The organism is Streptomyces vinaceus (genome assembly GCF_008704935.1).
GTDB classification, from domain to species: domain Bacteria; phylum Actinomycetota; class Actinomycetes; order Streptomycetales; family Streptomycetaceae; genus Streptomyces; species Streptomyces vinaceus.
The window spans coordinates 4,439,794-4,465,724 of the sequence record NZ_CP023692.1; the positions used below are offsets into that span (position 1 = coordinate 4,439,794).

Annotated in this window: 18 protein-coding genes and 1 tRNA gene; 10 read left to right on the forward strand and 9 right to left on the reverse strand. The window is 73.5% G+C overall.

Annotation, left to right across the window (positions count from 1 at the left end; translation table 11 throughout):
• Positions 1-3 precede the first annotated feature (3 nt).
• Positions 4-75 (reverse strand) — tRNA-Gln (locus tag CP980_RS20080).
• A 22-nt stretch (positions 76-97) separates the two neighbouring features.
• On the reverse strand, positions 98-997 hold the full coding sequence (locus CP980_RS20085; RefSeq protein WP_150528753.1) for a hypothetical protein: 900 nt from the start codon (positions 995-997) through the stop codon (positions 98-100).
• A gap of 131 nt (positions 998-1,128) precedes the next feature.
• Between CP980_RS20085 and CP980_RS20090 the strand changes: the two genes are divergently transcribed.
• The gene (locus CP980_RS20090) at positions 1,129-2,430 is read left to right on the forward strand and encodes a sensor histidine kinase (RefSeq protein WP_132757394.1); all 1,302 of its coding nucleotides are present in this window, start codon (positions 1,129-1,131) and stop codon (positions 2,428-2,430) included.
• Between the two features lie 209 nt (positions 2,431-2,639).
• On the opposite strand, the gene CP980_RS20095 is transcribed toward CP980_RS20090, so the two are convergent.
• Both CP980_RS20095 and CP980_RS20100 read right to left on the reverse strand, forming a co-directional pair.
• Positions 2,640-3,152 carry an SUKH-3 domain-containing protein gene (locus CP980_RS20095; RefSeq protein ID WP_150528754.1) on the reverse strand — a complete coding sequence of 171 codons (513 nt, stop codon included), beginning with the start codon at positions 3,150-3,152 and terminating at the stop codon, positions 2,640-2,642.
• An 11-nt stretch (positions 3,153-3,163) separates the two neighbouring features.
• Positions 3,164-3,754, reverse strand: a complete 591-nt coding sequence (locus CP980_RS20100; protein WP_132757391.1) for a YwqJ-related putative deaminase — start codon at positions 3,752-3,754, stop codon at positions 3,164-3,166.
• Between the two features lie 230 nt (positions 3,755-3,984).
• Here CP980_RS20100 and CP980_RS20105 point away from each other — a divergent pair, with 230 nt between their 5' ends.
• The 3 genes from CP980_RS20105 (at position 3,985) to CP980_RS20115 (ending at position 8,470) form a co-directional block, all read left to right on the forward strand.
• Entirely contained in the window at positions 3,985-4,980 is a 996-nt protein-coding gene (locus CP980_RS20105; RefSeq protein ID WP_132757389.1) for an SMI1/KNR4 family protein, read from the forward strand.
• Between the two features lie 7 nt (positions 4,981-4,987).
• Positions 4,988-7,453 (forward strand): SUKH-4 family immunity protein, encoded by a 2,466-nt coding sequence (locus CP980_RS20110; RefSeq protein ID WP_150528755.1) that lies wholly within the window; start codon positions 4,988-4,990, stop codon positions 7,451-7,453.
• 135 nt (positions 7,454-7,588) lie between these two features.
• On the forward strand, positions 7,589-8,470 hold the full coding sequence (locus CP980_RS20115; RefSeq protein ID WP_132757385.1) for a cellulose-binding protein: 882 nt from the start codon (positions 7,589-7,591) through the stop codon (positions 8,468-8,470).
• A 28-nt stretch (positions 8,471-8,498) separates the two neighbouring features.
• Here the strand turns inward: CP980_RS20115 and CP980_RS20120 are convergent, their stop codons facing one another.
• A complete protein-coding gene (locus CP980_RS20120; protein WP_150528756.1) occupies positions 8,499-9,077 on the reverse strand; it encodes a CGNR zinc finger domain-containing protein in 579 nt (192 codons plus the stop codon).
• Between the two features lie 81 nt (positions 9,078-9,158).
• Here CP980_RS20120 and CP980_RS20125 point away from each other — a divergent pair, with 81 nt between their 5' ends.
• Positions 9,159-10,016: an alpha/beta fold hydrolase gene (locus tag CP980_RS20125; RefSeq protein WP_167535857.1), complete on the forward strand. Its 858-nt coding sequence runs from the start codon at positions 9,159-9,161 to the stop codon at positions 10,014-10,016.
• A gap of 29 nt (positions 10,017-10,045) precedes the next feature.
• Here CP980_RS20125 and CP980_RS20130 read toward each other — a convergent pair whose 3' ends face one another.
• Complete coding sequence (locus CP980_RS20130) at positions 10,046-10,936, reverse strand: hypothetical protein (protein ID WP_229907244.1); 891 nt, start codon at positions 10,934-10,936, stop codon at positions 10,046-10,048.
• A 105-nt stretch (positions 10,937-11,041) separates the two neighbouring features.
• The gene (locus CP980_RS20135) at positions 11,042-12,664 is read right to left on the reverse strand and encodes an MFS transporter (protein WP_229907245.1); all 1,623 of its coding nucleotides are present in this window, start codon (positions 12,662-12,664) and stop codon (positions 11,042-11,044) included.
• A gap of 361 nt (positions 12,665-13,025) precedes the next feature.
• On the opposite strand from CP980_RS20135, the gene CP980_RS20140 reads away from it, so the two are divergent.
• From CP980_RS20140 to mfd, 3 genes are all read left to right on the forward strand, one after another.
• Positions 13,026-13,802, forward strand: coding sequence for an ABC transporter ATP-binding protein (locus CP980_RS20140; RefSeq protein ID WP_373312951.1), 777 nt, complete (start codon positions 13,026-13,028; stop codon positions 13,800-13,802).
• Between the two features lie 56 nt (positions 13,803-13,858).
• Positions 13,859-16,384 (forward strand): ABC transporter permease, encoded by a 2,526-nt coding sequence (locus tag CP980_RS20145; RefSeq protein ID WP_132757912.1) that lies wholly within the window; start codon positions 13,859-13,861, stop codon positions 16,382-16,384.
• A 201-nt stretch (positions 16,385-16,585) separates the two neighbouring features.
• Positions 16,586-20,119 carry a transcription-repair coupling factor gene (gene mfd, locus CP980_RS20150; protein ID WP_132757380.1) on the forward strand — a complete coding sequence of 1,178 codons (3,534 nt, stop codon included), beginning with the start codon at positions 16,586-16,588 and terminating at the stop codon, positions 20,117-20,119.
• Between the two features lie 55 nt (positions 20,120-20,174).
• On the opposite strand, the gene CP980_RS20155 is transcribed toward mfd, so the two are convergent.
• Positions 20,175-21,032 (reverse strand): hypothetical protein, encoded by an 858-nt coding sequence (locus CP980_RS20155; RefSeq protein ID WP_150528758.1) that lies wholly within the window; start codon positions 21,030-21,032, stop codon positions 20,175-20,177.
• A 270-nt stretch (positions 21,033-21,302) separates the two neighbouring features.
• Here CP980_RS20155 and CP980_RS20160 point away from each other — a divergent pair, with 270 nt between their 5' ends.
• The gene (locus tag CP980_RS20160; RefSeq protein WP_189998982.1) at positions 21,303-21,890 is read left to right on the forward strand and encodes a hypothetical protein; all 588 of its coding nucleotides are present in this window, start codon (positions 21,303-21,305) and stop codon (positions 21,888-21,890) included.
• Positions 21,887-23,404, forward strand: coding sequence for a serine/threonine-protein kinase (locus CP980_RS20165; RefSeq protein WP_280116501.1), 1,518 nt, complete (start codon positions 21,887-21,889; stop codon positions 23,402-23,404). The genes CP980_RS20160 and CP980_RS20165 overlap by 4 nt, the downstream gene beginning before the upstream one ends.
• 22 nt (positions 23,405-23,426) lie before the next feature.
• On the opposite strand, the gene CP980_RS20170 is transcribed toward CP980_RS20165, so the two are convergent.
• Positions 23,427-25,856 (reverse strand): YfhO family protein, encoded by a 2,430-nt coding sequence (locus CP980_RS20170; RefSeq protein WP_150528759.1) that lies wholly within the window; start codon positions 25,854-25,856, stop codon positions 23,427-23,429.
• Positions 25,857-25,931: the final 75 nt, after the last annotated feature.

Below are 25,931 nucleotides of genomic sequence, written 5' to 3' on the forward strand. Positions count from 1 at the left end.
GAGCTCCCCCGCCAGGACTCGAACCCGGACATAAGGCACCAAAAGCCTCAGTGCTGCCAATTACACCACAGGGGACCATTTCCGACTAAACCGGACATTACGTCTCGTTGGTCGAGTCGACGGCATCTACTATGCCGCACCACCACCCCTCGATGCGACGGTAAAGATCAGCGCCTTGCAGTACGCGTACGGCCAGGCACCCGTAATAGGCCTCGCCGACGTTCTTTCGGTTGGTGCGCGGGTTGTGGCGCTTGAGCGTGGTCTTGTAGAAGTGGGACGAGTCCAGGCCCACGACCTGGGCCCAGTGGTCCTCTGCCGCTGCCACGTCGGCGGTCTCGTGGATCTGGAGTCCGAACCGCAGGCGGTCGTCCGTCACGCCCATGAGGCGTAGCCACTTGAGGAACGTTCTGATCATGTTCGCGTCGCTGTTGGTGAACGTGATCTGGGGATATGGCTGGTGCGGCTTCGTCTTTCCTCCCTCGGACCAGTAGAGGGCGACGCCGACGAGGAGCAGCTCACGGTCCGTGAGAGTTCCGATCTCCCGCTCGGCGGTCTGGCGGGTCACCACGTGCTCGGCCTTCCTCCGCTCATGAGCCTCCTTGCGGCCCTGCTGGGCTCGCGCCATGTCCGTGCCGGGAGGCCGGAAGGTCCGCTCCGGCCTGGGGAGGTCGCGGACCCAGAGGGAGATCGAGCTCTTCGAGCAGCCCAGCTCGACCTGGATCTGGTCGTAGGTCAGGCCCTGGAGGCGGAGTTCGCGGGCCCTGGCGCGCAGGTCGTCCTTCGCGTTCGGGCGCTTGGTCCATTCGGGGGCGGGCTCGCCGTCCAGGAGGCGGTTCAGGATGTCGTTGTTGTGGACGTGCAGGCGGTCGCGGATCTGGCGGCGGCTGAGGCCCTCGCGGCGCAGGGCCACCGCCTGCTCGCGGAGGGAGTCGAAGGTGGCGGCGCCCGTGCGGAGGCCGCCTGTGCCGTCGCCGGGGCGACGTCGGATTTCGGTCATGTCCCCAATGTCGTCCGGAATGTGGGATTCAGGTCTCGCTCAGCGGATGAATCAGCCGTACGTGCGATTACCGCGGGATCGCCGGAATTCCGTTCGCGTGTGTGCTGGGGGCGCTGCGTACGCTGGACGGCATGACCAGTACGGGGGATGAGCAGGGCGGCGCCGGGCGGGACGGGCCGTGGTGGTGGGAGCGGCCGCGGGGGGCGGTGCTCGACGTGGGGCTGGGGGCCGTGTCGGCCGTCGAGTGCGCCGTCGAGGGGGTGCCCTTCGCGCACGAGGCCGGGCTCCCGGTCCCGGTCGGGGTGCTGTTCGGGCTGCTCGTGGGGTCCACGCTGGTACTGCGGCGGCGCTGGCCGATCGCCGTCGTGCTGGTTGGGATCGCCGTGTCGCCGGCCGCGATGGGCTTCCTGCTCGGGGTGGTCGGGCTGTACACGCTCGCCTCCTGCGAGGTGCCCCGGCGGATCACCGCGACGCTGACCTCGATGGCGCTCGTGGCGACCTTCGTGGTGATGTACGTACGGACCATCGGGGACCAGGGGGCCTCCCGGTCGCTCGTGATCGTGCTGTCCGTGTTCGTGGCGGTGGCGCTGACCGTGCCGCCGGTGCTGCTCGGCCTGTACATAGGGGCGCGGCGGCGGCTCATGGAGAGCCTCCAGGAGCGGGCGGATTCGCTGGAGCGGGAGCTGTCGCTGCTCGCGGACCGGGCGGAGGAGCGGGCCGAGTGGGCCCGTACGGAGGAGCGGACGCGGATCGCGCGGGAGATGCACGACGTGGTCGCGCACCGGGTGTCGCTGATGGTGGTGCACGCGGCGGCGCTGGAGGCGGTGGCGGCCAAGGATCCGGAGCGGGCGGTGAAGAACGCCGCGCTCGTGGGGGACATGGGGCGTCAGGCGTTGACGGAGCTGCGGGAGATGCTGGGGGTGCTGCGGGCGGTGGAGTCGCCGAAGCCGGCCCCGGCCGCGGCGGCTGCCGCTGCCGCTGCCTCCGCGTCGGCGGCGCCGGTGGCCGCGCTGGTGGGGAGCTTCGAGGACGGGCCCTCGCTCGGTGAGCTGGAGGTGCTGGTCGGGCAGTCGAGGGCGGCCGGCATGGTCGTGGAGCTCGACGTCCGGGGCGCGGGGGCGGGGTATCCGCCGGAGGTGGAGCAGACGGCGTACCGGGTGGTGCAGGAGGCGCTGACGAACTGCCACAAGCACGCGCCGGGTGCGCGGGTGGTGGTGCGGCTGGCCCACCGCGAGGGTGAGGTGGCCATGCAGGTGGAGAACGGGCCGTGCGGGGCGGACGTGGTCCAGCCGGGCCTGCCGAGCGGTGGGAACGGGCTGGTCGGCATGCGCGAGCGGGTGCTCGGGCTCGGTGGCGTCTTCGTGTCCGGTCCGACGGACGAGGGCGGCTTCAAGGTGTCGGCGGTCCTGCCGCGCGCTCCGCGCGGGGCGTAGGGCGTCACGGCTGCGCCCGGCGGGACCGGGGCCGGGGCCGGGGCCCGGTCCGGCCGCGATCCGGGCCCTGATCCGGCCCCGGCCCGGCTCCGGCGCTGACCGGCTCTGGCCCTGATCCGGCTCCGGGCCGGCTCCTGCCCCGGCCCTGGCCCGGTCCGGCTCCGGCTCGGCCCTGATCCGGCCCCGGCGGTCCGGCCCCCGGCCCTGCCCTACGGGGACGTGGTGAGGCGGGTGGGCTGGAGGCCGCTGAGGAGGAGGGTGAGGGCCTCGTCGAGGTCCGTGCCCAGGTACCAGTCGCCGGTGTGGTCGATGCCGTAGACGCGGCCCTCGCGGTCGATGGCGAGGTGGGATCCGGCGTCCGCGTCGATGCCGAGGGGGCAGAGCTCCGTGGACAGGGCGCGGCCGAGGTCGGCGAAGGTGCGGGCGAGGTGGAGGCCCGTGAGGGGGTCGAGGCGGACCGGGGCGGGGGCTATCTGGCGGCCGGGGCCGGGCGCGTTGATGTGCAGGCCGCCGAATTCGGCCCAGGCTTCGACGGCGGCCGGGAAGACGGTGTGCCGGTGGCCGGCCGGGGTGGTGTGGTCGCGCAGGGCGTCGGCCCAGTACTCGGCCTGCTTGATGTCCCAGCGGCCGGGCTCCCAGCCGGCGGTGCGCAGGGCGGTGTCCACGGGGCCCGGGAAGCGGGTGGCCGAGGAGCGGTCGTAGGAGGCGGAGGAGGTGGTCATGGTGGCGGAGGTCAGGCCTTCTCTGACGCGGGGGTGAGGTCGACGGCGCGTACGCCGAAGTGGGCGAGGAGGGCTTCGCAGGAGCGGCAGGGCGGTGCGTAGCTGCCGTGGAGCGGGTCGCCGTCCTCGCGGATGTGGCGAGCGGTGATCTTGGAGTGTTTCAGCGAGCGGCGGGCTTCGCCGGCGGTGAGGGGTTTGCGGGAGGCGCGTTTGCTGCGGGCGCCTTCGACGGCCGCGAGGTGGCGCGAGAGCAGGATCGCCTCGGGGCAGCGTCCGGTGAAGCGTTCGCGCTGGCCGCTGGTGAGGGTGTCGAGGAAGTCCTGGACGAGGGGGTGCAGGGCGGGTGGCTGGTCGGCCTTGCCCGCGGTGCCGGTGAGGGTTTCGCCGCGTACGGAGAGGGCGGCGGCGACGGTGGGGAGGATGCCGTCGCGGCGGAACCGCAGGACGGGTGCGGCGGGCCGGCCGTCGGTGCTGCTCCAGCGCAGCCGGGGGTCTCCGGCCGTGGCCGTCGCCTGGGCCGGTGCGTCGGTCGCCGGGTCGCCGTGGTCGCCGGGTCCCGAGGCGCCGTCGGCCGTGTCCGTGCGTGTCGCCGTGTTCTGCATGGTCGCGTCTTCCCTCCCGTGGCGGCGGTGGTGGCCGCTGTCGCGCACGCCCCCGTGCCGAGGGGACAGCCTGTCAAATGTCCCCTGTCGTGTGGAAGCGGGGTCGAATATTCGTATCAATTCGGATGTTCCTGGCCCTCGCGGGGGTGCGGGGGTCGCGGGCGGGTGACGCTCTTGCCCGAGCACATAGGCTGTGGTGAACCAGCCAGATCCAGCAGGGGGCTACCGCCATGACGACAGGTCGGCTCGGGCAGCAGGCCGTGCCACCCAACGCCGCGTACTCCGGGCAGGTCGTGCATTTCCCGGACCCGGTCCGGGCCGCTCGGCATCCCCACGGGGTACGGATGGACGCGGACGGACATCCCGACTTCTCCCCGTACGCGCGTGCGGCGGTGGAGATCGCCGAGCCGCCGGAGGGCTTCGGCGTGGACGAGCTGCGGCTGACGGACTGCGTGTCCGCGAACGCGGCGATGCACGCGGCGGGGCACTCCTTGTGGGACACGGTCGGGCCCGTGGCGACTCCGCACGGCTGGACCTGGCACCACGTGGCCCGCACGCGGCGCATGGAGTTGGTGCCGGTCGAGGTGAAGGCGCTGCTGCGGCACCACGCGGGGCTGGCGACGGCGCCGGTCGACCACGACAAGCGCGGGACGCGGCCGTTGCAGGAGCTGCGCCCGGTGCACCTGGGTTTGCCGAAGACGGTGGTGTCGGTCTCCGAGGAGGCGGTGCAGGGTGTCGAGGAGGACCTCGGTTACCGGCTGCCGGAGGCGTACCGCGCGTTCCTGAAGGCGGCGGGCGGCTGTGCGCCGGTGGGCGCCGGGCTCGACGTGGAGCTGGGCCTGCTGGTGGACCAGCCGTTCTTCACGGTGCGTGAGGAGGCGGCGGTCAACGACCTCGTGTACGTCAACAAGTGTCTGCGGGACCACCTGACGAAGGACTACCTGTGCGTGGCCTTCGTCCAGGGCGGTCTGCTCGCGGTGAAGGTCAGGGGCGAGGCGATCGGCTCGGTCTGGTTCTCCCCGTACGACGACGCCCGTGACCGGGACGGCTGGTCCGTGCAGGAGCGCGTGGAGCGTCTGTTGCTGCCGTGCGGCGGTGATTTCGATGCCTTTCTGGAGCGGTTGGCGGGTAACCCGCCGGAGTTGGAAACGGTGGCCGGTCTGATGGTGGACGGCGGATTCGCACGCTCGGTTCCCGTGTCGGGTGCGGCACCGGTGGAGGGGTGACGGCGCGATGGTGACGTTTGCGCAGGCGCAGGAGCGCGCCGAGGAATGGATCAACGGTGACGTGCCGGCGTACCAGCACCGGGAGGTGCGCGTACGGGAGTTCGGACTCGGGTTCGTGGTGTGGGCGGAGGACCGTGCCGCCGCTCCGGTTTCCGGTGGCGGCCGGCAGCGGCTGGTCATCGCGCGGGACAGCGGTGAGGTGACGCTGTGGCCCGGTCTGCCGGTGGGTGAGGTGATCCGCCGGTACGAGGAGGAGTACGGGGCGGCGGCCGCTCAGGTGGCGGAGGTCTCGGTGCCGACGCCGCGGATCGACTCGGAGCAGACCTCGTTCATGCTGAGTCCGCCGGAGTGGCTGCAGGAGGCGGCGGACCGGGCGGGGATCCCGGCGGCGTCCGCGCCCGCGTCCGGGCCGACGCCGCTTCCCGCGGAGCCCGTGGCCGCCGCGCCCGTTCCGCCCGTTCCGGCTCCGGAGCCTGCTGCTCCGGCTCCCGCGGCGGTGGAGGCGGTGCCGTTGCGCCGTGAGGTGCCGTACGAGCCGACGGCGAACGACGGGGTCCCGGCCGGGGCCACGCCGTGGGCCGGGACCGATGTGAACCCGGGTGCGGACGACGTGTCCGTACCGCTGCCCGCGACGGTGTTCGCGCCGCCGCTTTCGGGCTCGGACCTGGACGACCTGGCGCCGCCTTCGGGTGTGGCTCCGGAGGCCAAGACCGCGCTCATCCCGGGGGGGAGCCGGCTGCCGAAGACCGCGATCGCCCCCGCGCTGGACCTCGGTGCCGCCGCGGGCGAGGGCCCGGATTCCGGGTCGATCGCCGACGCGCCGACGAGCAAGGCCCAGGTCTCCCGGCCGGGCGCGGGGCCCGCGACGCCGCCGGGTCCGCCGGGGGCTCCCGGTGCGCCCGGCCTCGACCATGCGGCGACGATGCTGGCGGGTCCGGCCGTGACGGGTCAGCCGCCGGCGCCTCCGGGTCCGCCGGGGGCTCCGGGTTCGCTGGGGCGGGGTCTGGATCATGCCGCGACGATGCTGGCGGGTCCGGCCGTGACGGGTCAGCCGCCCGCGCCTCCGGGTCCGCCCGGGGCTCCGGGTGCCGGTCAGCCGCCGGCTCCTCCCGGTCCGCCCGGGGCTCCGGGTTCGCTGGGGCGGGGTCTGGATCATGCGGCGACGATGCTGGCGGGTCCGGCCGTGACGGGTCAGCCGCCGGCGCCTCCGGGTCCGCCGGGGGCTCCGGGTGCCGGTCAGCCGCCGGCTCCTCCCGGTCCGCCGGGGGCTCCCGGCGGTGCGGCCCACCAGGCCGCCACGATGCTCGCGGGTCCCGGCGTACCCCAGCCGCCCGGTCCGCCGGGGGCTCCCGGCGCGCCCGGCGCCGGGCTGGACCATGCCGCGACGATGCTGGCCGGTCCGGCCGTCACGGGTCAGCCGCCCGCGCCCCCCGGTCCGCCCGGGCAGCCGCAGGCCGGCCCCGGCCCCGCGGCGCAGCCTCCGGCGCCCACCGGCGCGCCCACGGTCGGCCCGGGCTACCAGGCGGTCCTGCGCTACCGCGCGCCCGACGGCTCCGAGCAGCAGCTCATCCGGCGTTCCGCGCCCGGCACCCCGCATCCCGAGTGGCAGATCCTGTACGAGCTGCGCGCGATGAACGTGCCGCCGCAGCAGGTGCTGGAGCTGCACACCGAGCTGGAGTCCTGCGAGCTGCCCGGCGGTTACTGCGCGCGGATGATCCGGGAGACCTGGCCGCAGGTCCGCATCACGAGCGTGGCCCCTTACGGCAAGGACCACGCGGGCCGTCAGCAGGGCATGCGGCACCTGCTGACCCATCAGGGTGAGCTGCACCAGGTGGCGGACGGTCCGGCGCGCCCCGCGCCGGTACGGGCTCCGCTGCAGCCGGTGCCGCTCCAGCCGGCGATTCCGCTGGAGGCCATCGGCGCGGAGCTGGCCGGGGCGTTCGGCCCGCAGGGTGTGTTCCGTTTCGATCAGCGGGCGGTATCGCGCCAGGGTGTGCCGGAGATCGTGGCGCAGACCTTGGTGTGGGCGGGTCTGCCGACGGACTTCGGGCCGTTCTTCTGGGCGCAGGCGGTGCCGGGCCAGCCGGTGCCGACGCTGGCCGAGCTCGCGGCGCAGCGGCAGGTCCAGCCGGCGTCCGACGCGGGTTCGTACCTGGTGGTGGGCAGCGACTTCGGCAAGGCGCTGTGCGTGCAGTACGGGACGGCGCACATAGTGGCGGTGCCGGTGGAGGCCGGTCCGGGCGGTGCCCCGGTGCCCCCGCAGTTCGTGAATTCGAGCCTGCCGCAGTTCGCGCGTTCGCTGGCGATGCTGGGTCACATGTGGCGGCTGCGCCAGCATCTGACGCCGGAGCAGGCGGGTCGTTGGACCGTCGATTTCCAGACGAATCTGGCGGGGCTCGACAGTGCGGCGCTGGCGTCGCCGGAGAGCTGGTGGTCGGTGCTCCTGGAGCAGATGTGGGACGGGTTGCTCTGATCGGATGATCGGGCGGATGGCCGGGCCGGGACCCTCGTGCGGGGTACCGGCCCGGCCATTCCGGCTTCTGGTCGCAAATGGCGCATCCTTGACAGGAATCCCCCCGAGAGAGGCGCTTCCAGGATGACTGCTCCCATGTCACCTCACGGACCGGGTTTCGCGACCGTACGAGGTCGCGGCTACCGCACGGACGAGGTCGACCGGTATCTCGCCCGCCTCTCCGGCAGCCGGGACGAGGCGTGGGAGCGGGTGGCGCGGCTGACGGTCCTGGCCAAGCGGATGGAGGCGGAGGCGGAGCGGCTGCGCGAGGCCGTGGCGGCGCTGGCTCCGCAGACGTACGACGAGCTGAGCGAGCGGGCGCGGCGGATCCTGCTGCTGGTGGAGGAGGAGGCGGACAGCGTACGGCGGGACGCGCGGGCGGACGCGGTGGACGCGATGGGCGCGGCCGAGGCGTACGCGGACCGGGTGGCGGAGCTGGCGCGCCAGGACGCGGAGGCGGTGCGCGAGCAGACGGAGGTCCGGGCGCGCCAGGGGCTGCTGCGGGCGGGGCGGGAGGCCGACGCGGTCCGGGCGGAGGCCAGGGACGAAGCGGCGCAGTGGCGGGCGCAGGCGCAGGCGGCGCTGACGGAGATGCGGCGCCGTTCGGACGCGTTGCTGGCGGACCGCGAGCAGGAGCGCGTGGAGCGCTGGGACGCGGCGGAGCGGGAGCTGGCGGCCCGGGAGGCCGATCTGGAGGCGCGGCACGCGGAGCTGGAGCGGTCCGCGGAGGTGCGGCTGGCGGAGGCGCGGCGCGGGTACGCGGAGGCGGAGGAGTCGGCTCGGCACGGCCAGGAGGACGCGGAGGCGCGGGCGGCGGAGCTGCTGGCGGAGGCCCGGGTGCAGGAGGAGCGGACGGCCCGGGAGACGGAGCGGATCCTGCGCGAGCACGGGGAGGCGCAGGACGAGATGCGGGCCCACATGAACCACGTCCGCTCCAGCCTGGCGGCCCTGACGGGCCGCGCCCCGGCCGAGGGCTGACGGCCGCACGCCGCGGGCCGCCGGCGGGTCAGGGCTTGTGGCGGGCGTAGTAGCGGGCCACGCGGGCGCGGTTGCCGCAGGTGGAGGCCACGCACCAGCGGCGCCTGGGGTGCGCCGGGAGGAACAGCAGGACGCAGTCCGCCCCTTCGCACTGCCGTACGTCCCGTACCCGGGGGTCCGTCAGGAGCTCGGCCGCGGCGTCCGCCAGTTCCGCGGCGAGCCGCCGGGCGGGGGTGCCTGTCCGGTGCGGGGCCGCCGTCAGGCCGGCTTCCGGGGTCCAGGCGAGCTCCCGGTGGGCCGGGGCGCCCGCCGAGGCCTCGTTCAGTGCGCGCAGGGCGCCGGCCGGGGGACGCTCGCCGCGCCGCGCGGCCGTGAGCGCCGCGCCGGCCGCCTCCCGTACGGCGTGCACGGCCGCCACCTCCGCCGGGCCCGGCTTCGCGACCGGCGCGAGCCGGCCCTCCTGGACGGCCAGCCAGGCCGCGAGCCCCTCCGGCCCGGCGATCAGGTCGCCCGTGCCGGCGGGCCGGGTGTTGAGCAGGTCCAAGGCGAGCGGCTCGCCCGTGAGCGGGAACGGGGGGTTCGCGGGGTCCGGCGGGTTCGCGGTCATGCCCCTAATGCTACGTGAAGCACTTGACCCGTTAGAGATCCAGGGCAAGACTAATGGGAACAAGGCCATTGGAGGCATGTGATGCTGCTCGTTCACCACCGCACCGCCGATGTGCACGGGGTCCGCGTCGCCTACCGCGAGAGCGGCCCGGCCGACGGGCCGGTCCTGCTGCTCCTGCACGGGTTCCCCACCTCCTCGCACCAGTTCGCCCGGCTGATGGACGCCCTCGGCGACACCCGCCACCGGCTGATCGCCCCCGACCTCCCCGGCTTCGGCCGCACCGAGACCCCGGACGGGTTCACGTACACCTTCGACCGGCTCGCGGACGTCGTGGAGGGCTTCACCGACGCCCTCGGGCTGGACCGCCATGCCCTGTACGTCTTCGACTACGGCGCCCCCGTCGGGCTGCGGCTGGCCGCGCGCCGGCCCGGGCAGGTGACCGCCCTGATCGTCCAGAACGGCAACGCGTACGAGGAGGGGCTCTCCGACGCGGCCCGCGAGTTCGCCGGACACCGGCGGGAGGTGCCCGGCGACGAGGAGAAGGTGCGCGCCCTGTTCAGCCCGGAGGGCATCCGCTTCCAGTACGAGGCCGGCGTCGCCGAGCCCGCCCTGCTCTCACCGGACGGGCGCACGCTCGACGTGCACTACGTCGGGCTGCCGGGGCGCGCCGAGGCGCAGGCCGACCTGGCCTTCGACTACTCCTCGAACTTCCCGCAGTACCCGGCCTGGCAGGCCTGGCTGAGGGCCTCCGGGGTGCCGGTCCTGGTCGTCTGGGGCGCGGGTGACCCGTTCTTCGTTCCGGCGGGGGCGAAGGCGTACCTGCGGGACGCGCCGGACGCCGAGGTGCACATCGTCGAGGGGGCCGGGCACTTCGCGCTGGAGACGCACCTCGGGGAGATCGCCCCGCTGATCGAACGGTTCCTCGCGAAGCTTCCGTAGCCCCCGTAGCCCGGTCCCCCCGTAGCTCCCTACTGTCCCGCCGGCTGCTGGGCCTGGTCCGCGGCGGGAGCCAGGTCCGGCGCCGGAGCGGGGGCCGGAGTCGGAGCCGGCGCGTACTGGTACGGGTCGCTGCGCAGGCCGCGCGAGGTGACCACCACCGTGAACGCGGCGGGCACCCCGGTGGCGGGCAGCTGCGCGCCCAGGGTGCCCGTCGCCGGGTCGTACCCGGTCGGCAGCGCCGTGGAGTCGAGCTCCACCCGGGCCTCCGGGCCGAAGCCGCCGCCCTCGACGACCAGCGCGGTGCCGGCCACCGTCACCCGCGTGATCACCGGGTTCGCGCGCGTGGCCATCTTGTTGACCAGGTAGGCCCCGGCCGGTGCGCCCGTCAGCGCCCAGATCTCGGCGGGGAGGCGGGGGAGCCCGCCGCCCACGTCGGAGAGGAAGAACAGCACCACGTAGAGCATGGTGACCGCGCTGAGCGCCACGTACTGGAGGTCGACGAGGTCGGTGCGCCCGCTGTCGTTCGCGATCAGTTCGCGCAGCGGGCGCTTCCCGGAGCCCGTCGGCTTCGGGGCGGGCTTGGCCATGGTGCCGTTCTCGACGCGGATGCCGACGACCGTCTTGGCCGCGATCATCGCCACGTACGGGCCTCCGAGCAGCGGCAGGTACACCGTGGTCAGGGGGGACAGCGGGCCGTGCTCCCCGGCGAACCAGCCGATGCCGCCGCCCGCGGTGAGCCCGTAGGCGAGGATCGTGAGCAGGAGCCAGACCAGGATCACCGTCCAGGCCAGGGCCAGGGTGATGGAGGTGGACAGGCGCCCGTCGCGGCCGGTGACGAAGCCCGGACGGCGGCGCAGCCGCAGGGCCGTGGGCCCGGCCAGGGCGGCCAGTAAGGCGAGTGCGAAGAGTGCGGAAGCCATGTCGTCCCCCCGGAGCGGATCCCGGACGCGGAACTCCGGGATGCAGGACTCCGAGGTCTACTCCGTTGACCGGGGTCATGACAAGCCGGACGGGGTGCGGTCGGCCTACGTGTCGGCCTGCTGCTGCTCCTGCTCCTGCTGCTTGTCCTGGTGCTCCTCCAGTATCGGGAACCGCCGCGGCGCCACGAGGAGCAGGACCAGCAGGGCCGCGACCGCCGCGGCGGTCGCGCCGAGGAAGATGTGGTCGACGGCGGTGGCCACCGATGCGCGCAGGTAGTCGGCGGCGGCCGGGGGGAGCAGTTCCGGCCGGTCGAGCGCCTTGGACACGTCGTCGAGGTGGTCCGGCAGCCCGGGCATGGGGGCGTGCGCCAGCCGGGCGGCGATCGTCGCGTTGGCGACGGCGCCGAGCAGCGCGGCCCCGAGGCTCTGCCCGACCTGGCGGCAGAACAGAACGGAGGCGGTGGTCGTACCGCGCTCGGACCACCCCACGGTGGACTGGACCCCGACGATCAGCGGCAGTTGGAACAGTCCGAGGGCGGCGCCGAGCAGCAGCATGATCAGCGTGGGCTGCCAGGGCCGGGCGGGGTACGGGAGCAGCGTGAACGAGAACAGGATCACGGCGGCCAGCGAGATCCCGACGGCGGCGGAGTTGCGGAAGCCGATGCGCCGGTAGACGTGCTGGCTGAAGGCGGCGGACAGCGGCCAGGTGAGGGTCATTGCGGACATGACGAGGCCGGCGCTGATGGCCCCGAGGCCGAGTACGGACTGGGCGTACGTCGGGACGAAGACCATCGGGGCGATCATGAGGACGCCGAGCGCGCCGAGGGCCAGGTTGACGGCGGCGATGGTGCGCCGGCGCCAGACCCACCCCGGGATGATCGGTTCTGCGGCCCGGCGTTCGATCCGGACGACCGCGGCCGCCAGTACCGCGCTCGCGCCCAGGAGTCCGAGGGAGGGGGCGGAGAGCCAGGGCCAGGCGACCCCGCCCTGTACGAGGGCGAAGAGCAGCAGTCCGCCGCAGGCGAAGACGGCGAGGGCGCCGGCCCAGTCGACCGGGCCGCGGCGCCCGGGGGAGCGTACGGGCTCGACGAGGTGGCGGGCGAGCATCCACAGGGCCAGGACGCCGAGCGGCAGGTTGATCAGGAAGATCCAGCGCCAGTCGGCGTACGAGGCGATGAGCCCGCCGAGCGCCGGGCCGGCCACGGCGGAGGCGGCCCAGACGGAGGACATCCGGGCCTGGATCCTCGGCCGGTCCTTGAGCGGGTACAGATCGGCGGCCAGGGTCTGCACGGTGCCCTGGAGGGCGCCGCCGCCGAGCCCCTGGACCAGGCGGAAGGCGATGAGGGCGGCCATGTTCCAGGCGAGCGCGCACAGCAGCGAGCCGACGACGAACAGGGCTATGCCGAACAGGAGCACGGGCTTGCGGCCGAAGGTGTCGGAGAGCTTGCCGTAGACGGGGAGGGTGACGGTGACGGCGAGGAGGTAGCCGGCGAAGAGCCAGGAGAAGACGGAGAAGCCGCCGAGGTCGCCGACGATCTGGGGGACGGCGGTGGAGACGATGGAGCTGTCGAGGGCGGCGAGCGCCATCGCCAACATGAGGGCACTGACCAGGGCGGTACGGGGCGCCCGCCCGCCGGTCCCCGAAGCGGCTGCGGCTGCGGCTGCGGTTCCGGATCCGCAAGCCGCCGTTTCCCCGGTGCGTTCGCCCGTGCTCTCCTCCGCGTCCACCAAGATCCTTTCACCGTGCACGCATGTGCGGGGAACACCATCTCATCGCGGGGTATCCGGCGGTATCCCCCCGGTATCCCCCAGAGCCGGTCCGCCAAAGGATGCAGAACCCCTAGGGGTTGCTCCTCACAAGGGCCCAGGGGCCGTTCGTCCCGGCGGAGGAGGAGGACGGCCGGATGAGGTCCTTAACTGGTTCCTACGGGCGGGGTGGGGTTAACCCCCCTGCGGATACGGCGATGGGCACCAGGGCGCCGGCCGCCTCCGGCCCCGCAGACTTCACGACGGCAAGACAGCGGAATCCGGCCACCTACGCGACAGCGCGAACGGCCTATCAACGAGGGGAAACACCGTGACAACGGCTATGACCGAAACCAGGCACGGGGGTACTGGAGGGCATGGAGCCGTCGCGGCCCGGGCGCGCAAGGTCGTCAAGGCCTACGGCGCCGGGGAGACCCGCGTGGTCGCCCTCGACGAGGTCGACGTGGACATCAAGCGCGGCCAGTTCACGGCGATCATGGGCCCCTCCGGCTCCGGCAAGTCCACGCTGATGCACTGCCTCGCCGGTCTCGACACGGTGACCAGCGGGCAGATCCACCTGGACGACACCGAGATCACCGGGCTGAAGGACAAGAAGCTCACGCAGCTGCGCCGCGACCGGATCGGCTTCATCTTCCAGGCCTTCAACCTGCTGCCCACGCTCAACGCCCTGGAGAACATCACGCTCCCCATGGACATCGCGGGCCGCAAGCCCGACGCGGAGTGGCTGAACCGCGTCGTCGAGACCGTCGGTCTCGCCGGGCGTCTCAAGCACCGCCCGACCGAGCTCTCCGGCGGCCAGCAGCAGCGCGTGGCCGTCGCCCGCGCCCTCGCGGCCCGCCCGCAGATCATCTTCGGCGACGAGCCCACCGGAAACCTGGACTCCCGGGCCGGCGCCGAGGTCCTCGGCTTCCTGCGCCGCTCGGTGGACGAGCTCGGCCAGACCATCGTGATGGTCACGCACGACCCGGTGGCCGCCTCGTACGCGGACCGTGTGATCTTCCTGGCCGACGGCCGGATCGTGGACGAGATGTACGGGCCCACCGCCGAACAGGTCCTCGACCGCATGAAGGACTTCGACGCGCGCGGGCGGACCTCGTGAGCGCCGGCACCGTACTGAAGACCTCGCGGCGCAACTTCGTCGCGCACAAGGGGCGGATGGCGCTCTCGGCCGTCGCCGTCCTGCTCTCCGTCGCCTTCGTCTGCGGCACGCTGGTGTTCACCGACACCATGAACACCACCTTCGACAAGCTCTTCGGCGTCACCAGCGCCGACGTCACCGTCAGCGCGAAGGTGGCCAAGGACGGGGAGGACAACCCCAACCGCGGCAAGCCCGAGGTGCTGCCGGCCTCGGCCGTCGAGCAGGTGGCGAAGGCCGAGGGCGTCAAGAGCGCCGAGGGCGCCGTGGTCTCGATGTCCGTGACGGTGGTGAACGCCAAGAACGAGAACATGGGCTCGACCACCGGCGCCCCGACCATCGCGGGCAACTGGAACGACAACGAGCTCAAGTCGATGAAGATCACCTCCGGCCAGGCCCCGCGCGGCCCGACCGAGATGATGGTCGACGCCGACACCGCGAAGAAGCACCACCTGAAGCTCGGCGACGAGCTGCGCACCATCGCCATCACCGGGGACGTCCGCGCGAGGATCAGCGGCATCGCGACCTTCACCGTGACCAACCCGGGCGCCGCGATCGTCTACTTCGACACCGCCACCGCGCAGGAGAAACTGCTCGGCGGCCCCGGCCTGTTCACGCACGTCAACGTCACCGCGAAGGACGGGGTCGGCGACGACCGGCTGAAGGCGAACGTGGCGAAGGCCGTCGGCGCGGACACGTACAAGCTCCAGACCGCCAAGGAGTCCGCGGACGCCAACCGCAAGGACGTCGGCTCCTTCCTCGACGTCATGAAGTACGTGATGCTCGGCTTCGCCGGGATCGCCTTCCTCGTCGGCATCTTCCTCATCTTCAACACCTTCTCGATGCTGGTCGCCCAGCGCACCCGCGAGATCGGCCTGATGCGCGCCATCGGCGCCGACAGCGGCCAGATACTCAAGTCCGTGATCGTCGAGGCCTTCCTGCTCGGCCTGGTCGGCTCGGTCCTCGGGGTCGGGGCCGGTGTGGGGCTGGCCGTCGGCCTGATGCAGCTCATGGGCCAGATGGGCATGCACCTGTCCACCGACGACCTGACCGTCGCCTGGACCACCCCGGTCGTCGGCCTGGTGCTCGGCATCGTCGTCACCGTCGTCTCGGCCTTCATCCCGGCCCGCCGGGCCGGCAAGGTCTCCCCGATGGCCGCCCTGCGCGACGCCGGCACCCCCGGCGACAAGAAGGCCGGCCGGATCCGGGCCGCCGTGGGCCTGGTCCTCACCGGCATCGGCGGCGCGGGCCTCTTCCTCGCCGCGGGCGCCGACAAGGCGTCGGCCGGCTCGCTCTGGCTCTGCCTGGGCGTGCTGTTCACCCTCATCGGCTTCATCGTGATCGGCCCGCTGCTCGCCGGCCTCGTGGTCCGGCTGCTGTCCGGCATCGTCCTGCGGCCCTTCGGCTCCGTCGGCCGGCTCGCCGAGCGCAACGCGCTGCGCAACCCGCGGCGCACCGGCGCCACCGCCGCCGCCCTGATGATCGGACTGGCGCTGGTCGCCTGCCTGTCGGTGGTCGGCTCCTCGATGGTGGCCTCCGCCACCGACGAGCTCGACAAGTCGGTCGGCGCGGACTACATCGTCCAGTCCCAGACGGGCCAGCCGATCATGCCGCAGGCCGAGCAGGCGCTGCGCGCCACCAAGGACCTGGACCACGTCACCGCCTACCGGGAGGTGGAGGCGAAGATCACCGCTCCCGACGGCTCCGTCAAGGACGACGGCATCAGCGTCACCGACCCGACGTACGCCCAGGACGTCCGGCGCAAGATGATCGCCGGCGAGCACGCGGCGGCGTACGGCAAGGACGCCATCTCGGTCGGCTCGCTCTACGCGGACGAGCACCACGTCAAGGTCGGCGACGAGCTGACGGTCGCCTTCGCCGGCGGCCGGACCACCCGGCTGAAGGTCGCCGCGATCACCTCCGACGAGGGCAACCTCGACAAGGGCGTGAAGTACATCAGCACCGCCACCGCCGAGCAGTTCCTTCCGGCCGACCGGATGCCGCGGCCGTTCATGCTGCTGGCCAAGGCCGCCGACGGGAAGGCGGACGCCGCGTACGGCGCCGTCAAGGGCGCGCTCGCCGAGTACCCCCAGTACGCGGTGCAGAACCAGACCGACTACAAGCAGACCCTCAAGGACCAGGTCGGCCAGCTGCTGAACATGGTCTACGGGCTCCTCGGCCTCGCGATCATCGTGGCGGTCCTGGGCGTCGTGAACACCCTGGCCCTCTCCGTGGTCGAGCGGACCCGCGAGATCGGCCTGATGCGCGCCATCGGCCTCTCCCGCCGCCAGCTGCGCCGCATGATCCGCCTGGAGTCGGTGGTCATCGCCCTCTTCGGCGCCCTGCTGGGCCTGGGCCTGGGCATGGGCTGGGGCGCCACCGCGCAGCAGCTGCTCGCCCTGGAGGGCCTGAAGGTGCTGGAGATCCCCTGGCCGACGATCATCGGCGTCTTCGCCGGGTCGGCCTTCGTGGGCCTGTTCGCCGCACTGGTCCCGGCCTTCCGGGCAGGGCGGATGAACGTACTGAACGCGATCGCGAGCGAGTAACCGGCTCGGCGTTCGTTCGGGGGACCGCCGGCCCCGGCCGGCCCTTCGGGGCCGTCCGGGGCCGACGGCCGTGTGCCGGCGCCCGCCGGGGCCGCAATCCCTCGCGCGGGGGACCGGGGCGCGTCGTAGGGTGGAAGCCCCGGCCCGTGAGACGTGTCGGGTCCTTCGCGTTGCCCCTTCACCGGACGGAAGCCTCCTTTCATGAGCCTGCACGGACTGCTCGACGCCGTCACCCGGGACCCGGCCCTCGCCGAGGCGGTCACCGCGGCCGGGGACGGCAACCGCATGCACGTGGACCTCGTCGGACCCCCGGCCGCACGGCCCTTCGCCATCGCCGCGCTGGCCGCCAGGAGCGGGCGGACCGTGCTCGCGGTCACCGCCACCGGCCGGGAGGCCGAGGACCTGGCCGCCGCGCTGCGGTCCTTCCTGCCGCCCGACGAGGTGGCCGAGTACCCGTCCTGGGAGACCCTTCCGCACGAGCGGCTCTCCCCGCGCAGCGACACCGTGGGCCGGCGGCTCGCCGTACTGCGCCGGCTGGTGCACCCGAGCAAGGACGACCCGGCCGCAGGCCCCGTCTCCGTCGTCGTCGCGCCGATCCGCTCCGTGCTCCAGCCGCAGGTCAAGGGGCTCGGGGACCTGGTTCCGGTGAGCCTTCGCCAGCGCGAGAGCGCCGATCTGGGCGAGGTGACCGAGGCGCTCGCCGCGGCCGCGTACGCCCGCGTCGAGCTCGTCGAGAAGCGCGGCGAGTTCGCCGTGCGCGGCGGCATCCTCGACGTGTTCCCGCCCACCGAGGAGCACCCGCTGCGCGTGGAGTTCTGGGGCGACGAGGTCGAGGAGATCCGCTACTTCAAGGTCGCCGACCAGCGCTCCCTGGAGGTCGCCGAGCACGGACTGTGGGCCCCGCCCTGCCGGGAACTGCTGCTGACCGACGAGGTACGGGAGCGGGCCGCGGCCCTCGCCGAGGCCCACCCCGAGCTCGGCGAACTGCTGAACAAGATCGCCGAGGGGATCGCGGTCGAGGGCATGGAATCCCTCGCGCCGGTCCTCGTCGACGACATGGAGCTGCTGATCGACGTCCTGCCGGCCGGGTCCATGGCCGTGGTCTGCGACCCGGAGCGGGTGCGGACCCGGGCCGCCGACCTCGTCGCCACCTCCCAGGAGTTCCTGATGGCCTCCTGGGCCGCGACCGCCGGCGGCGGCAAGGCCCCGATCGACGTCGGCGCGGCCTCGCTGCGCGGGATCGCCGACGTACGGGAGCACGCGCGCGAGCTCGGCATGATGTGGTGGTCGGTCTCCCCGTTCGCGGCGGACGACGCCGGCCTGGCCGCGGACACCCTCAAGCTGGGCATGCACGCCCCCGAGGCCTACCGCGGCGACACCGCCCGCGCGCTCGCCGACACCAAGGGCTGGATCGCCGACGGCTGGCACACCGTCTTCCTGACCGAGGGCCACGGCCCGGCCGCCCGCACCGTCGAGGTGCTCGGCGGCGAGGGCATCGCGGCCCGCCTGGAGGCGGACCTGCGCACCCTGGAGCCGTCGATCGTCCACGTCACCTGCGGCTCCCTGGACAACGGGTTCATCGACCCGGCGCTGAAGCTGGCCGTCCTGACCGAGACCGACCTGACCGGCCAGCGCACCGCCACCAAGGACCTCGGCCGGATGCCGACCCGGCGCCGCAAGTCCATCGACCCCCTCACCCTGGAGGTCGGCGACTACATCGTCCACGAGCAGCACGGCGTCGGCCGCTACATCGAGATGGTGCAGCGCACCGTCCAGGGCGCCACCCGCGAGTACCTCCTCGTCGAGTACGCCCCCGCCAAGCGCGGCCAGCCCGGCGACCGCCTCTACATCCCCACCGACCAGCTGGAGCAGGTCACCAAGTACGTCGGCGGCGAGGCCCCGACCCTGCACCGGCTCGGCGGCGCCGACTGGACCAAGACCAAGGCGCGCGCGAAGAAGGCCGTCAAGGAGATCGCCGCAGACCTCATCAAGCTCTACAGCGCGCGCATGGCCGCCCCCGGCCACACCTTCGGCCCGGACACCCCCTGGCAGCGCGAGCTGGAGGACGCCTTCCCGTACGCGGAGACGCCCGACCAGCTGACCACCATCGCCGAGGTCAAGGAGGACATGGAGAAGTCCGTCCCCATGGACCGCCTGATCTGCGGCGACGTCGGCTACGGCAAGACCGAGATCGCCGTCCGGGCGGCCTTCAAGGCCGTCCAGGACGGCAAGCAGGTCGCCGTCCTCGTCCCCACCACCCTGCTGGTGCAGCAGCACTTCGGGACCTTCTCCGAGCGGTACAGCCAGTTCCCCGTCAACGTGAAGGCGCTGTCCCGCTTCCAGTCCGACACCGAGTCCAAGGCCACCCTGGAGGGGCTGAAGGAGGGTTCGGTCGACATCGTCATCGGTACCCACCGGCTGTTCTCGCAGGAGACCAAGTTCAAGGACCTGGGCCTGGTCATCGTCGACGAGGAGCAGCGCTTCGGCGTCGAGCACAAGGAGCAGCTGAAGAAGCTGCGGGCCAACGTGGACGTGCTGACCATGTCCGCGACCCCGATCCCGCGCACCCTGGAGATGGCGGTCACCGGCATCCGCGAGATGTCGACCATCACCACCCCGCCGGAGGAGCGCCACCCGGTCCTCACCTTCGTCGGCCCCTACGAGGAGAAGCAGATCGGCGCGGCGATCCGCCGCGAACTGCTGCGCGAGGGGCAGTGCTTCTACATCCACAACCGGGTCGAGTCCATCGACCGGGCCGCCGCCAAGCTGCGCGAGATCGTGCCCGAGGCGCGGATCGCGACCGCCCACGGCCAGATGTCCGAACAGGCCCTGGAACAGGTCGTCGTGGACTTCTGGGAGAAGAAGTTCGACGTGCTCGTCTCGACGACGATCGTCGAGTCCGGCATCGACATCTCCAACGCCAACACCCTCATCGTCGAGCGCGGCGACAACTTCGGCCTCTCCCAGCTCCACCAGCTGCGCGGCCGCGTGGGCCGCGGCCGCGAGCGCGGGTACGCGTACTTCCTCTACCCGCCGGAGAAGCCGCTGACCGAGACCGCGCACGAGCGGCTCGCGACGATCGCCCAGCACACCGAGATGGGCGCCGGCATGTACGTGGCGATGAAGGACCTGGAGATCCGCGGCGCGGGCAACCTGCTCGGCGGCGAGCAGTCCGGCCACATCGCGGGCGTCGGCTTCGACCTCTACATCCGCATGGTCGGCGAGGCGGTCGCCGACTACCGGGCCGCCGTGGAGGGCGGGGTGGAGGAGGAGCCGCCGCTGGAGGTGAAGATCGAGCTGCCGGTCGACGCGCACGTCCCGCACGACTACGCGCCCGGTGAGCGGCTGCGCCTCCAGGCGTACCGGTCCATCGCGTCGGCGAACTCCGAGGCGGACATCAAGGCCGTACGGGAGGAGCTCCACGACCGCTACGGCAAGCTGCCGGAGCCGGTGGAGAACCTGCTGCTGGTGGCGGGGCTGCGGATGCTGGCGCGGGCCTGCGGGGTCGGCGACATCACCCTCCAGGGCGTCAACATCCGCTTCGGGCCGGTGGAGCTGCGGGAGTCCCAGGAGCTGCGGCTCAAGCGGCTCTACCCGGGCGCGGTGCTCAAGCCGGCGACCTCGCAGGTGCTGATCCCGCGGCCGAAGACGGCCCGGGTGGGCGGGAAGCCGCTGGTCGGGCGGGAACTGCTGGCCTGGACCGGGGAGTTCCTCACCACGATCCTCGGCTCGTAGGACGGCCGCGGCCGGGGACCACGCGGTCCCCGGCCGCGGCGCGGGCCGCGAAGGCTCAGACCGTCTCGGCCGGTCCGCCGTCGCCCAGCTTGGACAGGTCCAGGACGTCCGCGCCCTCCGGCAGGGCGGTGTCGACCGGCGTGCCGAAGTCCGAGAAGAGGACCTCCCCGGTGTCGTCCCCCGAGACGGTGGACTTGAGGACGTACGGGGTGCCCTGGGTGGCGATGTAGTCGGTCTCCGTACCTTCCTTGGCGGCCGTCACGACGGCCAGCGCCTGCTTGCCGTCGATGGTCACCGTCTCGCCCTTGCGGGCCAGCGGGTGGGGCCGGCCGCCGCCGTCCGTCAGCTTGTTCAGATCGCACATCTGCTTCAACGCGGCGGCCTTGGCGTCGGAGACCGGCATCTTCAGCCAGCGGTCGGCGAGCATCGTGACCATCGCCTCCGCCTGCCGCTTGGGGGCGTGCTCCTTCGCGGCCGTGGCCCGCCAGTAGTCGGCGTCGCCCTTGAAGTGGACGAGGTCGGCGGACTTGATCAGGTCCACCTTGCCCATCGCGTCGTACCGGATCGACCCCTTGCAGCTGCCCTTCTTGTCGAGGGCGAGGTCGAACTCCACCCGGGTGCCCTCCTCGCGCATCTTCGCGACGACGCGGGCCGATTCGACCTTGCGCATGGCCTCGTGCGACTGGCTCAGGATCTCGGCGCCCGACAGGTCCGCGATCAGGCCGCCGCCCTTGACCGCCGCCCTGCCCTTCGCGGTCGGCGCCGGCGTGGCCCCGGCCGCGGCCGGCGCGGCGGCGCGGGCCGCCCGGCCGATGTCCGCGGCCTTGCCCCCGCCGGCCGGCGCGCAGGCCGCCGTCAGTCCGAACAAGGCCGTCGTGGTCAGCACCGACACGCCGATGGTCCGGCTTCGCATCTGGATTCCCCCCTGGAACAACAACTCGACTGCCGAGGGTAGTCGCCGCCGGTCAGGGGGCGTCCGCGATTTCCGCACGCCCCGGCCGGCCCGCGCCCGCCGGGAGGTGTGCGGCGACCCTGCAACGGTTGCGCACATCCCCTCACTGACGGCCGGAAACGCTGTATACGCTCTGACCCGAAACTTCGTCGACACGGTCCGTCAGGAGCAGCGATGCACGGCCCCGGCCTCCCGCCGCAGCAAGGCCCCCAGCCCAGTACCGGGGGAGTCGTGGCACTGCGCGTGCTGTTCGCCCTGCTGCCCGTCCTGAGCTGCGGCTTCCTGGGCTGGGCCACGATGCTGCGGCTCGCGGTCGTCACCCGCAAACCCCGCGACTGGTGGCTGCTGGGCCTCAACTGCGTGCTCTCCGTCGGCTGGATCGCGCTGATCGGCGCCGACCCGACGCCCGAGACCGACGGCTGGCAGGGCAATACGGGCGCCTTCGGCGTCATCATCACCGGCTTCGTGACCTGCGTGTACTTCCTCGTCGCCGATATCCAGCACCACGCGGGCCGCACCGCGGCCCAGGCCGCCGCCTGGTACCCGGCGCAGCCCGCGCCGTACGTTCCGCAGCAGCCCCAGCGCCCGGCGTACGGGTACCCGCCGGTGCAGCAGCAGACGCCCACGCCCACGCCCGCGCCCGCGCCGGCCCCCGGACCGGCCAACCCGCCGCGCATCGGGCAGGTCCGCGCCGAGCTCGACGAGCTGAGCGAACTGCTGCGCAAGCAGACGCCGCACCCCCACAACCCCCACCCCAACCCTGGCGCCGGCCCGAACCCGAACGCCCCCGGCAACGACGCTGAGGGCCAGGCCCGGTGACGGAGGACGACCGGATCATCGGCGAGCGCTACCGCCTGGCCTCCGTCCTGGGACAGGGCGGCATGGGCCAGGTGTGGACGGCGTACGACCAGAGGCTGGACCGCCGCGTCGCCGTCAAGCTGCTGCGCCCCGACAAGGTGGCCGGCCCCGGCTCCGTCGCGGACGAGCTGCGCCGCCGCTTCGTGCGCGAATGCCGGGTCACGGCGCAGGTGGACCACCCGGGTCTGGTCACCGTCCACGACGCGGGCAGCGACGGCGACGAGCTGTTCCTCGTCATGGGCTACGTCGAGGGCACCGACCTCGCCGACCACCTCGCCCAGCACGATCCGTACCCCTGGCCGTGGGCGGTCGCCGTGGTCGCGCAGCTGTGCGGGGTGCTGTCGGCCGTGCACGCGGTGCCGATCGTGCACCGCGACCTGAAGCCGCGCAACGTGATGGTCCGGCCGGACGGCACCGTACTGGTCCTCGACCTCGGTGTCGCCTCGGTGATGGACACCGACACCACCCGGCTCACCAGCACCGGCACCCCGATCGGCAGCCCGGCGTACATGGCGCCCGAGCAGGCGATGGGCGGCGCCGTCGGCCCGTACACCGACCTGTACGCACTCGGCGTGCTGCTGTACGAACTCCTCAGCGGCAACGTGCCGTTCGCCGGGTCCACCGCGCTCGGCGTCCTGCACCGCCACCTCTACGAGCCGCCCGTCCCGGTGCGCCGGCTGCGCCCGGAGGTCCCGCACCAGCTGGAGGCGGTCCTGCTGCACCTCCTGGCGAAGGACCCGCAGGACCGGCCGGCCTCCGCGCAGCACGTGTACGAGGCCCTCGCCCCGCTGCTGCCCAAGCAGGGCACCCCGGCGGGCACGCTCGACCCGACCCGCCCGTTCCTGCGCCCGCACGCCCCCTGGCCGGACCGCGCCGCCACCATCCCGCCGCAGCCGACGACGCCGCCCGCGCCCCAGGCGCCGCCCAAGCCGGACATCCCGGCCGCGGTGGACGAGGCCCGCAGCCTGCTGGAGCAGGGCCGCCTCACCCAGGCCGTGGACATCCTCGGCGGGATCCTCCCGGCCGCGGAGGCCGAGCACGGCGAGCACTCCACCGTGGTCCGCTCCCTGCGCAAGCAGTACGCGGCCACGCTGATGGACGACGGGCAGTACCGCCGCGCCCTGCCCGAACTGCGCCGCCTCGCCGACGAGTTCCCGGCCGGCGACCCCCAGTCCCTGCGCTTCCGCTACGACGCGGCCCAGTGCCTGGAGCAGCTGGACGCGCCGGGGGCGGCCCTGGCCGAGTACCGCTCACTGCTCCCGCTGTTCGAGAACCACTACGCCAACCCGGACCCGGGGCTCCCGCTGGAGGTCCGGCGCCGGATAGCCCACCTGCTGCTCTCCCTGGGCGACCGGCCGGCCGCGCACGACACCCTGGCCCGCCTCCTCTTCGACGCGGACCGCGTGCACGGTCCGAACCACCCCTTCTCCACGGAGGTGCGCCGGACCCTGCACTGGCTCAGCCAGGTCCGCTGAGCCGGGCGGGGTCGGCCGCGCCTCAGGCCCCGGCCGGGGCGAGTTCCGCGGTCGCGCCGGCCCGCGGGCCCTGCGGACCGGGTCCGAGCCCGGCCCGCCGCCCGCGGCGGCGCTCCACCAGCAGCAGCCCGGCCAGGACCAGCAGGGCCGCTCCCGCCGCCGCCGAGCCCGGGACGAGGCCCGGAGGGCGGAACGAGCAGCTGATCGTGGTGGTGGCGGGGGTCAGCGGGACGGACACCAGGCCCAGGTAGGGCGTGGCCGGCCGGCCGTTGCAGGTCCAGCCCGCGATCGCCGGGGAGGAGAGGACCGCCGTCCCCGTGGTGCCCGCCGGGACCGTGGCGCCGACGGTCGAGGAGCCGACCCGCAGCCCCGTCGGCGCCGATGCCCGCAGGGCCGCCACCGCCGGGTCGAGGCGGGCGCGGTCCAGGCAGGACAGGGCCCAGCGCGGCGGCGCCGAAGCGTCGAAGACCAGCGCCGAGGATGCCCCCCGGGAGGTGCCCAGCGGCTGGAGGGCCGCCCGGTTGCGCGGCGCGTTGCCGTTCAGGCGGAAGGCGCGGCCGTCCGCGAGGCGGGCCGTCGCGTTGTACTCCGGGGCCCACAGGTAGGCCTCGGTCCCCGCGCGGCACACCCCGGGCGCGACGGGGTCCTCGTACACCCGCGTGCCCAGCAGCAGCTCCTGGTTGGCGAACGGGGGGCCGTCGAAGGGGCCGTAGGAGGGGACGGGCCCCGCCGGGCGGATCGTGATCAGCGGCGGGACGTCCCCCGCGCGGCTGACCGTTCCGTCGGGCCGCAGGCGGGCGCCGACCGCGAAGAGCGCGTCCGTCACCGGGTTGTCGATGCTCTGCACGTTGCGCCCGCGCGAGGTCCAGCCCGCGCCGAGCGCCACCATCGTCCGCGTGAACACGTCCGGGGTGTGGCTGCTGTAGTACGCGCCGCCCTCCCCGCCCAGCAGCAGCGGATCGTTGCCGGTCAGCGCCGGCCGGCTCGGGTCCGTGCGGTACGCGGGCCAGCCCTCGGCGCCGGCCAGGGCCTCGGAGCGCGCGGTGTGCGCCGTGCCCCAGGAGGGGTAGTCGTCCAGCCCGCCCAGCTTGCCCTTGTGCCCGAACGCGGCGGTCGCGGCCGCCTGCCCGATCAGTACGAGCGCCAGCACCCCGGCCGCCGGCAGCACCAGCCGGCGGTGGCGCAGGGACCACCAGGCCGCGGCGGCCGCCGCCAGGCCGCCGCAGAAGAGCGCGAGGCCCCAGGCCGTCGCCAGCGTGCTGGCGCTCGCCGCCACGGCCGCCGCGGCCAGCACCGCGGCCCCCGCCGCCAGCGCCCGGAGCCCGGGCAGTCCGGCCGCCAGCCCGGTCCACGCGGCGATCACGGCCACCCCGGCCAGCACGAACGTCTGCCGGTACGGGCTGCCGTTCGGGGTCGCGAAGACGTGCCAGGCCAGATGCGTCGGCGTCCACTGGAAGGAGAGCAGCACCGCCGCCGTCAGCCCCGCCCACCACAGGCGGGTGCGCAGCGGTACGGCCGTGTGGAACGGCAGGGCCGCGACCAGCAGCAGCGTCCCCGTGCCGACGAAGAGCGCCGGCGAGGAGAAGGAGTACGTCGCGGGCAGGATCCGCGCGAACAGGTCCGGCCAGGACACCGGGTCGAACTGCCGCGTCCACCCCGGGTACGCCTGCTTCGAGCTCAGGAACAGCGGCACCAGCACCGGCGCGGACACCGCGACGCCCAGCAGGGTCGTCAGGGCGCCGCGGCAGAGCACCGCCAGCCGCTCCCCGACGCCCTCGCGCGTCAGCACCACCCGTACCAGGAGCACCAGGGCCGCGCCCAGCGTCGCCATGTAGGCCGTGTAGAAGTTCGCCGTCCAGGACACCGCCACCACCAGGACGGCGAGGGCGGGCCGGCGCCCGCGCAGCGCCCATTCACCCGTCAGGCACAGGAGCGGGAAGGCGATCAGCCCGTCCAGCCACATCGGGTTGTACGAGGCCTCGATCACCGACCAGCCGCACAGCGCGTACGAGGCCCCCAGCAGGCCCGCCGCCCACCCCGGCCCGCGGCGCTGCGTGCGCAGCAGCCAGGCCATCGCCGCCGCGGCCGCGGCCGTCTTCACCACCGTGACCACGTACACCGCGAGGTCGATGTCCTCGCGCGGGAAGAGGGCGACGAGCACCGCGAAGGGGCTGGAGAGGTAGGTGCCGAAGTCGGGCAGGAAGCTGGTGCCGAAGCCGGACTGCCAGTTGAACAGCAGCCCGCCCCGGGCCCGCCCGTGCAGCAGGTCCCACAGGTGGGCGTGGAAGGGGACGAACTGGTTGCCGAGGTCGTTGATGCTGCGGTGGCGGTGTCCGTACGGGAAGACGCGGGCGACCGCGTCCCCGGCGCAGACGGCCACCACCGTGATCAGGGCGGCGAGGGCCGAGCCGCGCAGGCTCAGGCGGCGCGGCGAGCGGTGCGGTGTCGACATGGTGGGCCGACTGTGGCACCGCCGGTGGACCGGAGGGTGGCCGCCGAGTGGCGGTGACATCAACAGACGCGTACC

What these genes read in the sequence shown, in the direction of transcription:
- CP980_RS20085 (WP_150528753.1), bottom strand. Translation starts at nt 997, where the DNA reads ATGACCGAAATCCGACGTCGCCCCGGCGACGGCACAGGCGGCCTCCGC.
- CP980_RS20090 (WP_132757394.1), top strand. Translation starts at nt 1,129, where the DNA reads ATGACCAGTACGGGGGATGAGCAGGGCGGCGCCGGGCGGGACGGGCCG.
- CP980_RS20095 (WP_150528754.1), bottom strand. Translation starts at nt 3,152, where the DNA reads ATGACCACCTCCTCCGCCTCCTACGACCGCTCCTCGGCCACCCGCTTC.
- CP980_RS20100 (WP_132757391.1), bottom strand. Translation starts at nt 3,754, where the DNA reads ATGCAGAACACGGCGACACGCACGGACACGGCCGACGGCGCCTCGGGA.
- CP980_RS20105 (WP_132757389.1), top strand. Translation starts at nt 3,985, where the DNA reads ATGACGACAGGTCGGCTCGGGCAGCAGGCCGTGCCACCCAACGCCGCG.
- CP980_RS20110 (WP_150528755.1), top strand. Translation starts at nt 4,988, where the DNA reads ATGGTGACGTTTGCGCAGGCGCAGGAGCGCGCCGAGGAATGGATCAAC.
- CP980_RS20115 (WP_132757385.1), top strand. Translation starts at nt 7,589, where the DNA reads ATGTCACCTCACGGACCGGGTTTCGCGACCGTACGAGGTCGCGGCTAC.
- CP980_RS20120 (WP_150528756.1), bottom strand. Translation starts at nt 9,077, where the DNA reads ATGACCGCGAACCCGCCGGACCCCGCGAACCCCCCGTTCCCGCTCACG.
- CP980_RS20125 (WP_167535857.1), top strand. Translation starts at nt 9,159, where the DNA reads ATGCTGCTCGTTCACCACCGCACCGCCGATGTGCACGGGGTCCGCGTC.
- CP980_RS20130 (WP_229907244.1), bottom strand. Translation starts at nt 10,936, where the DNA reads ATGGCTTCCGCACTCTTCGCACTCGCCTTACTGGCCGCCCTGGCCGGG.
- CP980_RS20140 (WP_373312951.1), top strand. Translation starts at nt 13,026, where the DNA reads ATGACCGAAACCAGGCACGGGGGTACTGGAGGGCATGGAGCCGTCGCG.
- CP980_RS20145 (WP_132757912.1), top strand. Translation starts at nt 13,859, where the DNA reads ATGGCGCTCTCGGCCGTCGCCGTCCTGCTCTCCGTCGCCTTCGTCTGC.
- mfd (WP_132757380.1), top strand. Translation starts at nt 16,586, where the DNA reads ATGAGCCTGCACGGACTGCTCGACGCCGTCACCCGGGACCCGGCCCTC.
- CP980_RS20155 (WP_150528758.1), bottom strand. Translation starts at nt 21,032, where the DNA reads ATGCGAAGCCGGACCATCGGCGTGTCGGTGCTGACCACGACGGCCTTG.
- CP980_RS20170 (WP_150528759.1), bottom strand. Translation starts at nt 25,856, where the DNA reads ATGTCGACACCGCACCGCTCGCCGCGCCGCCTGAGCCTGCGCGGCTCG.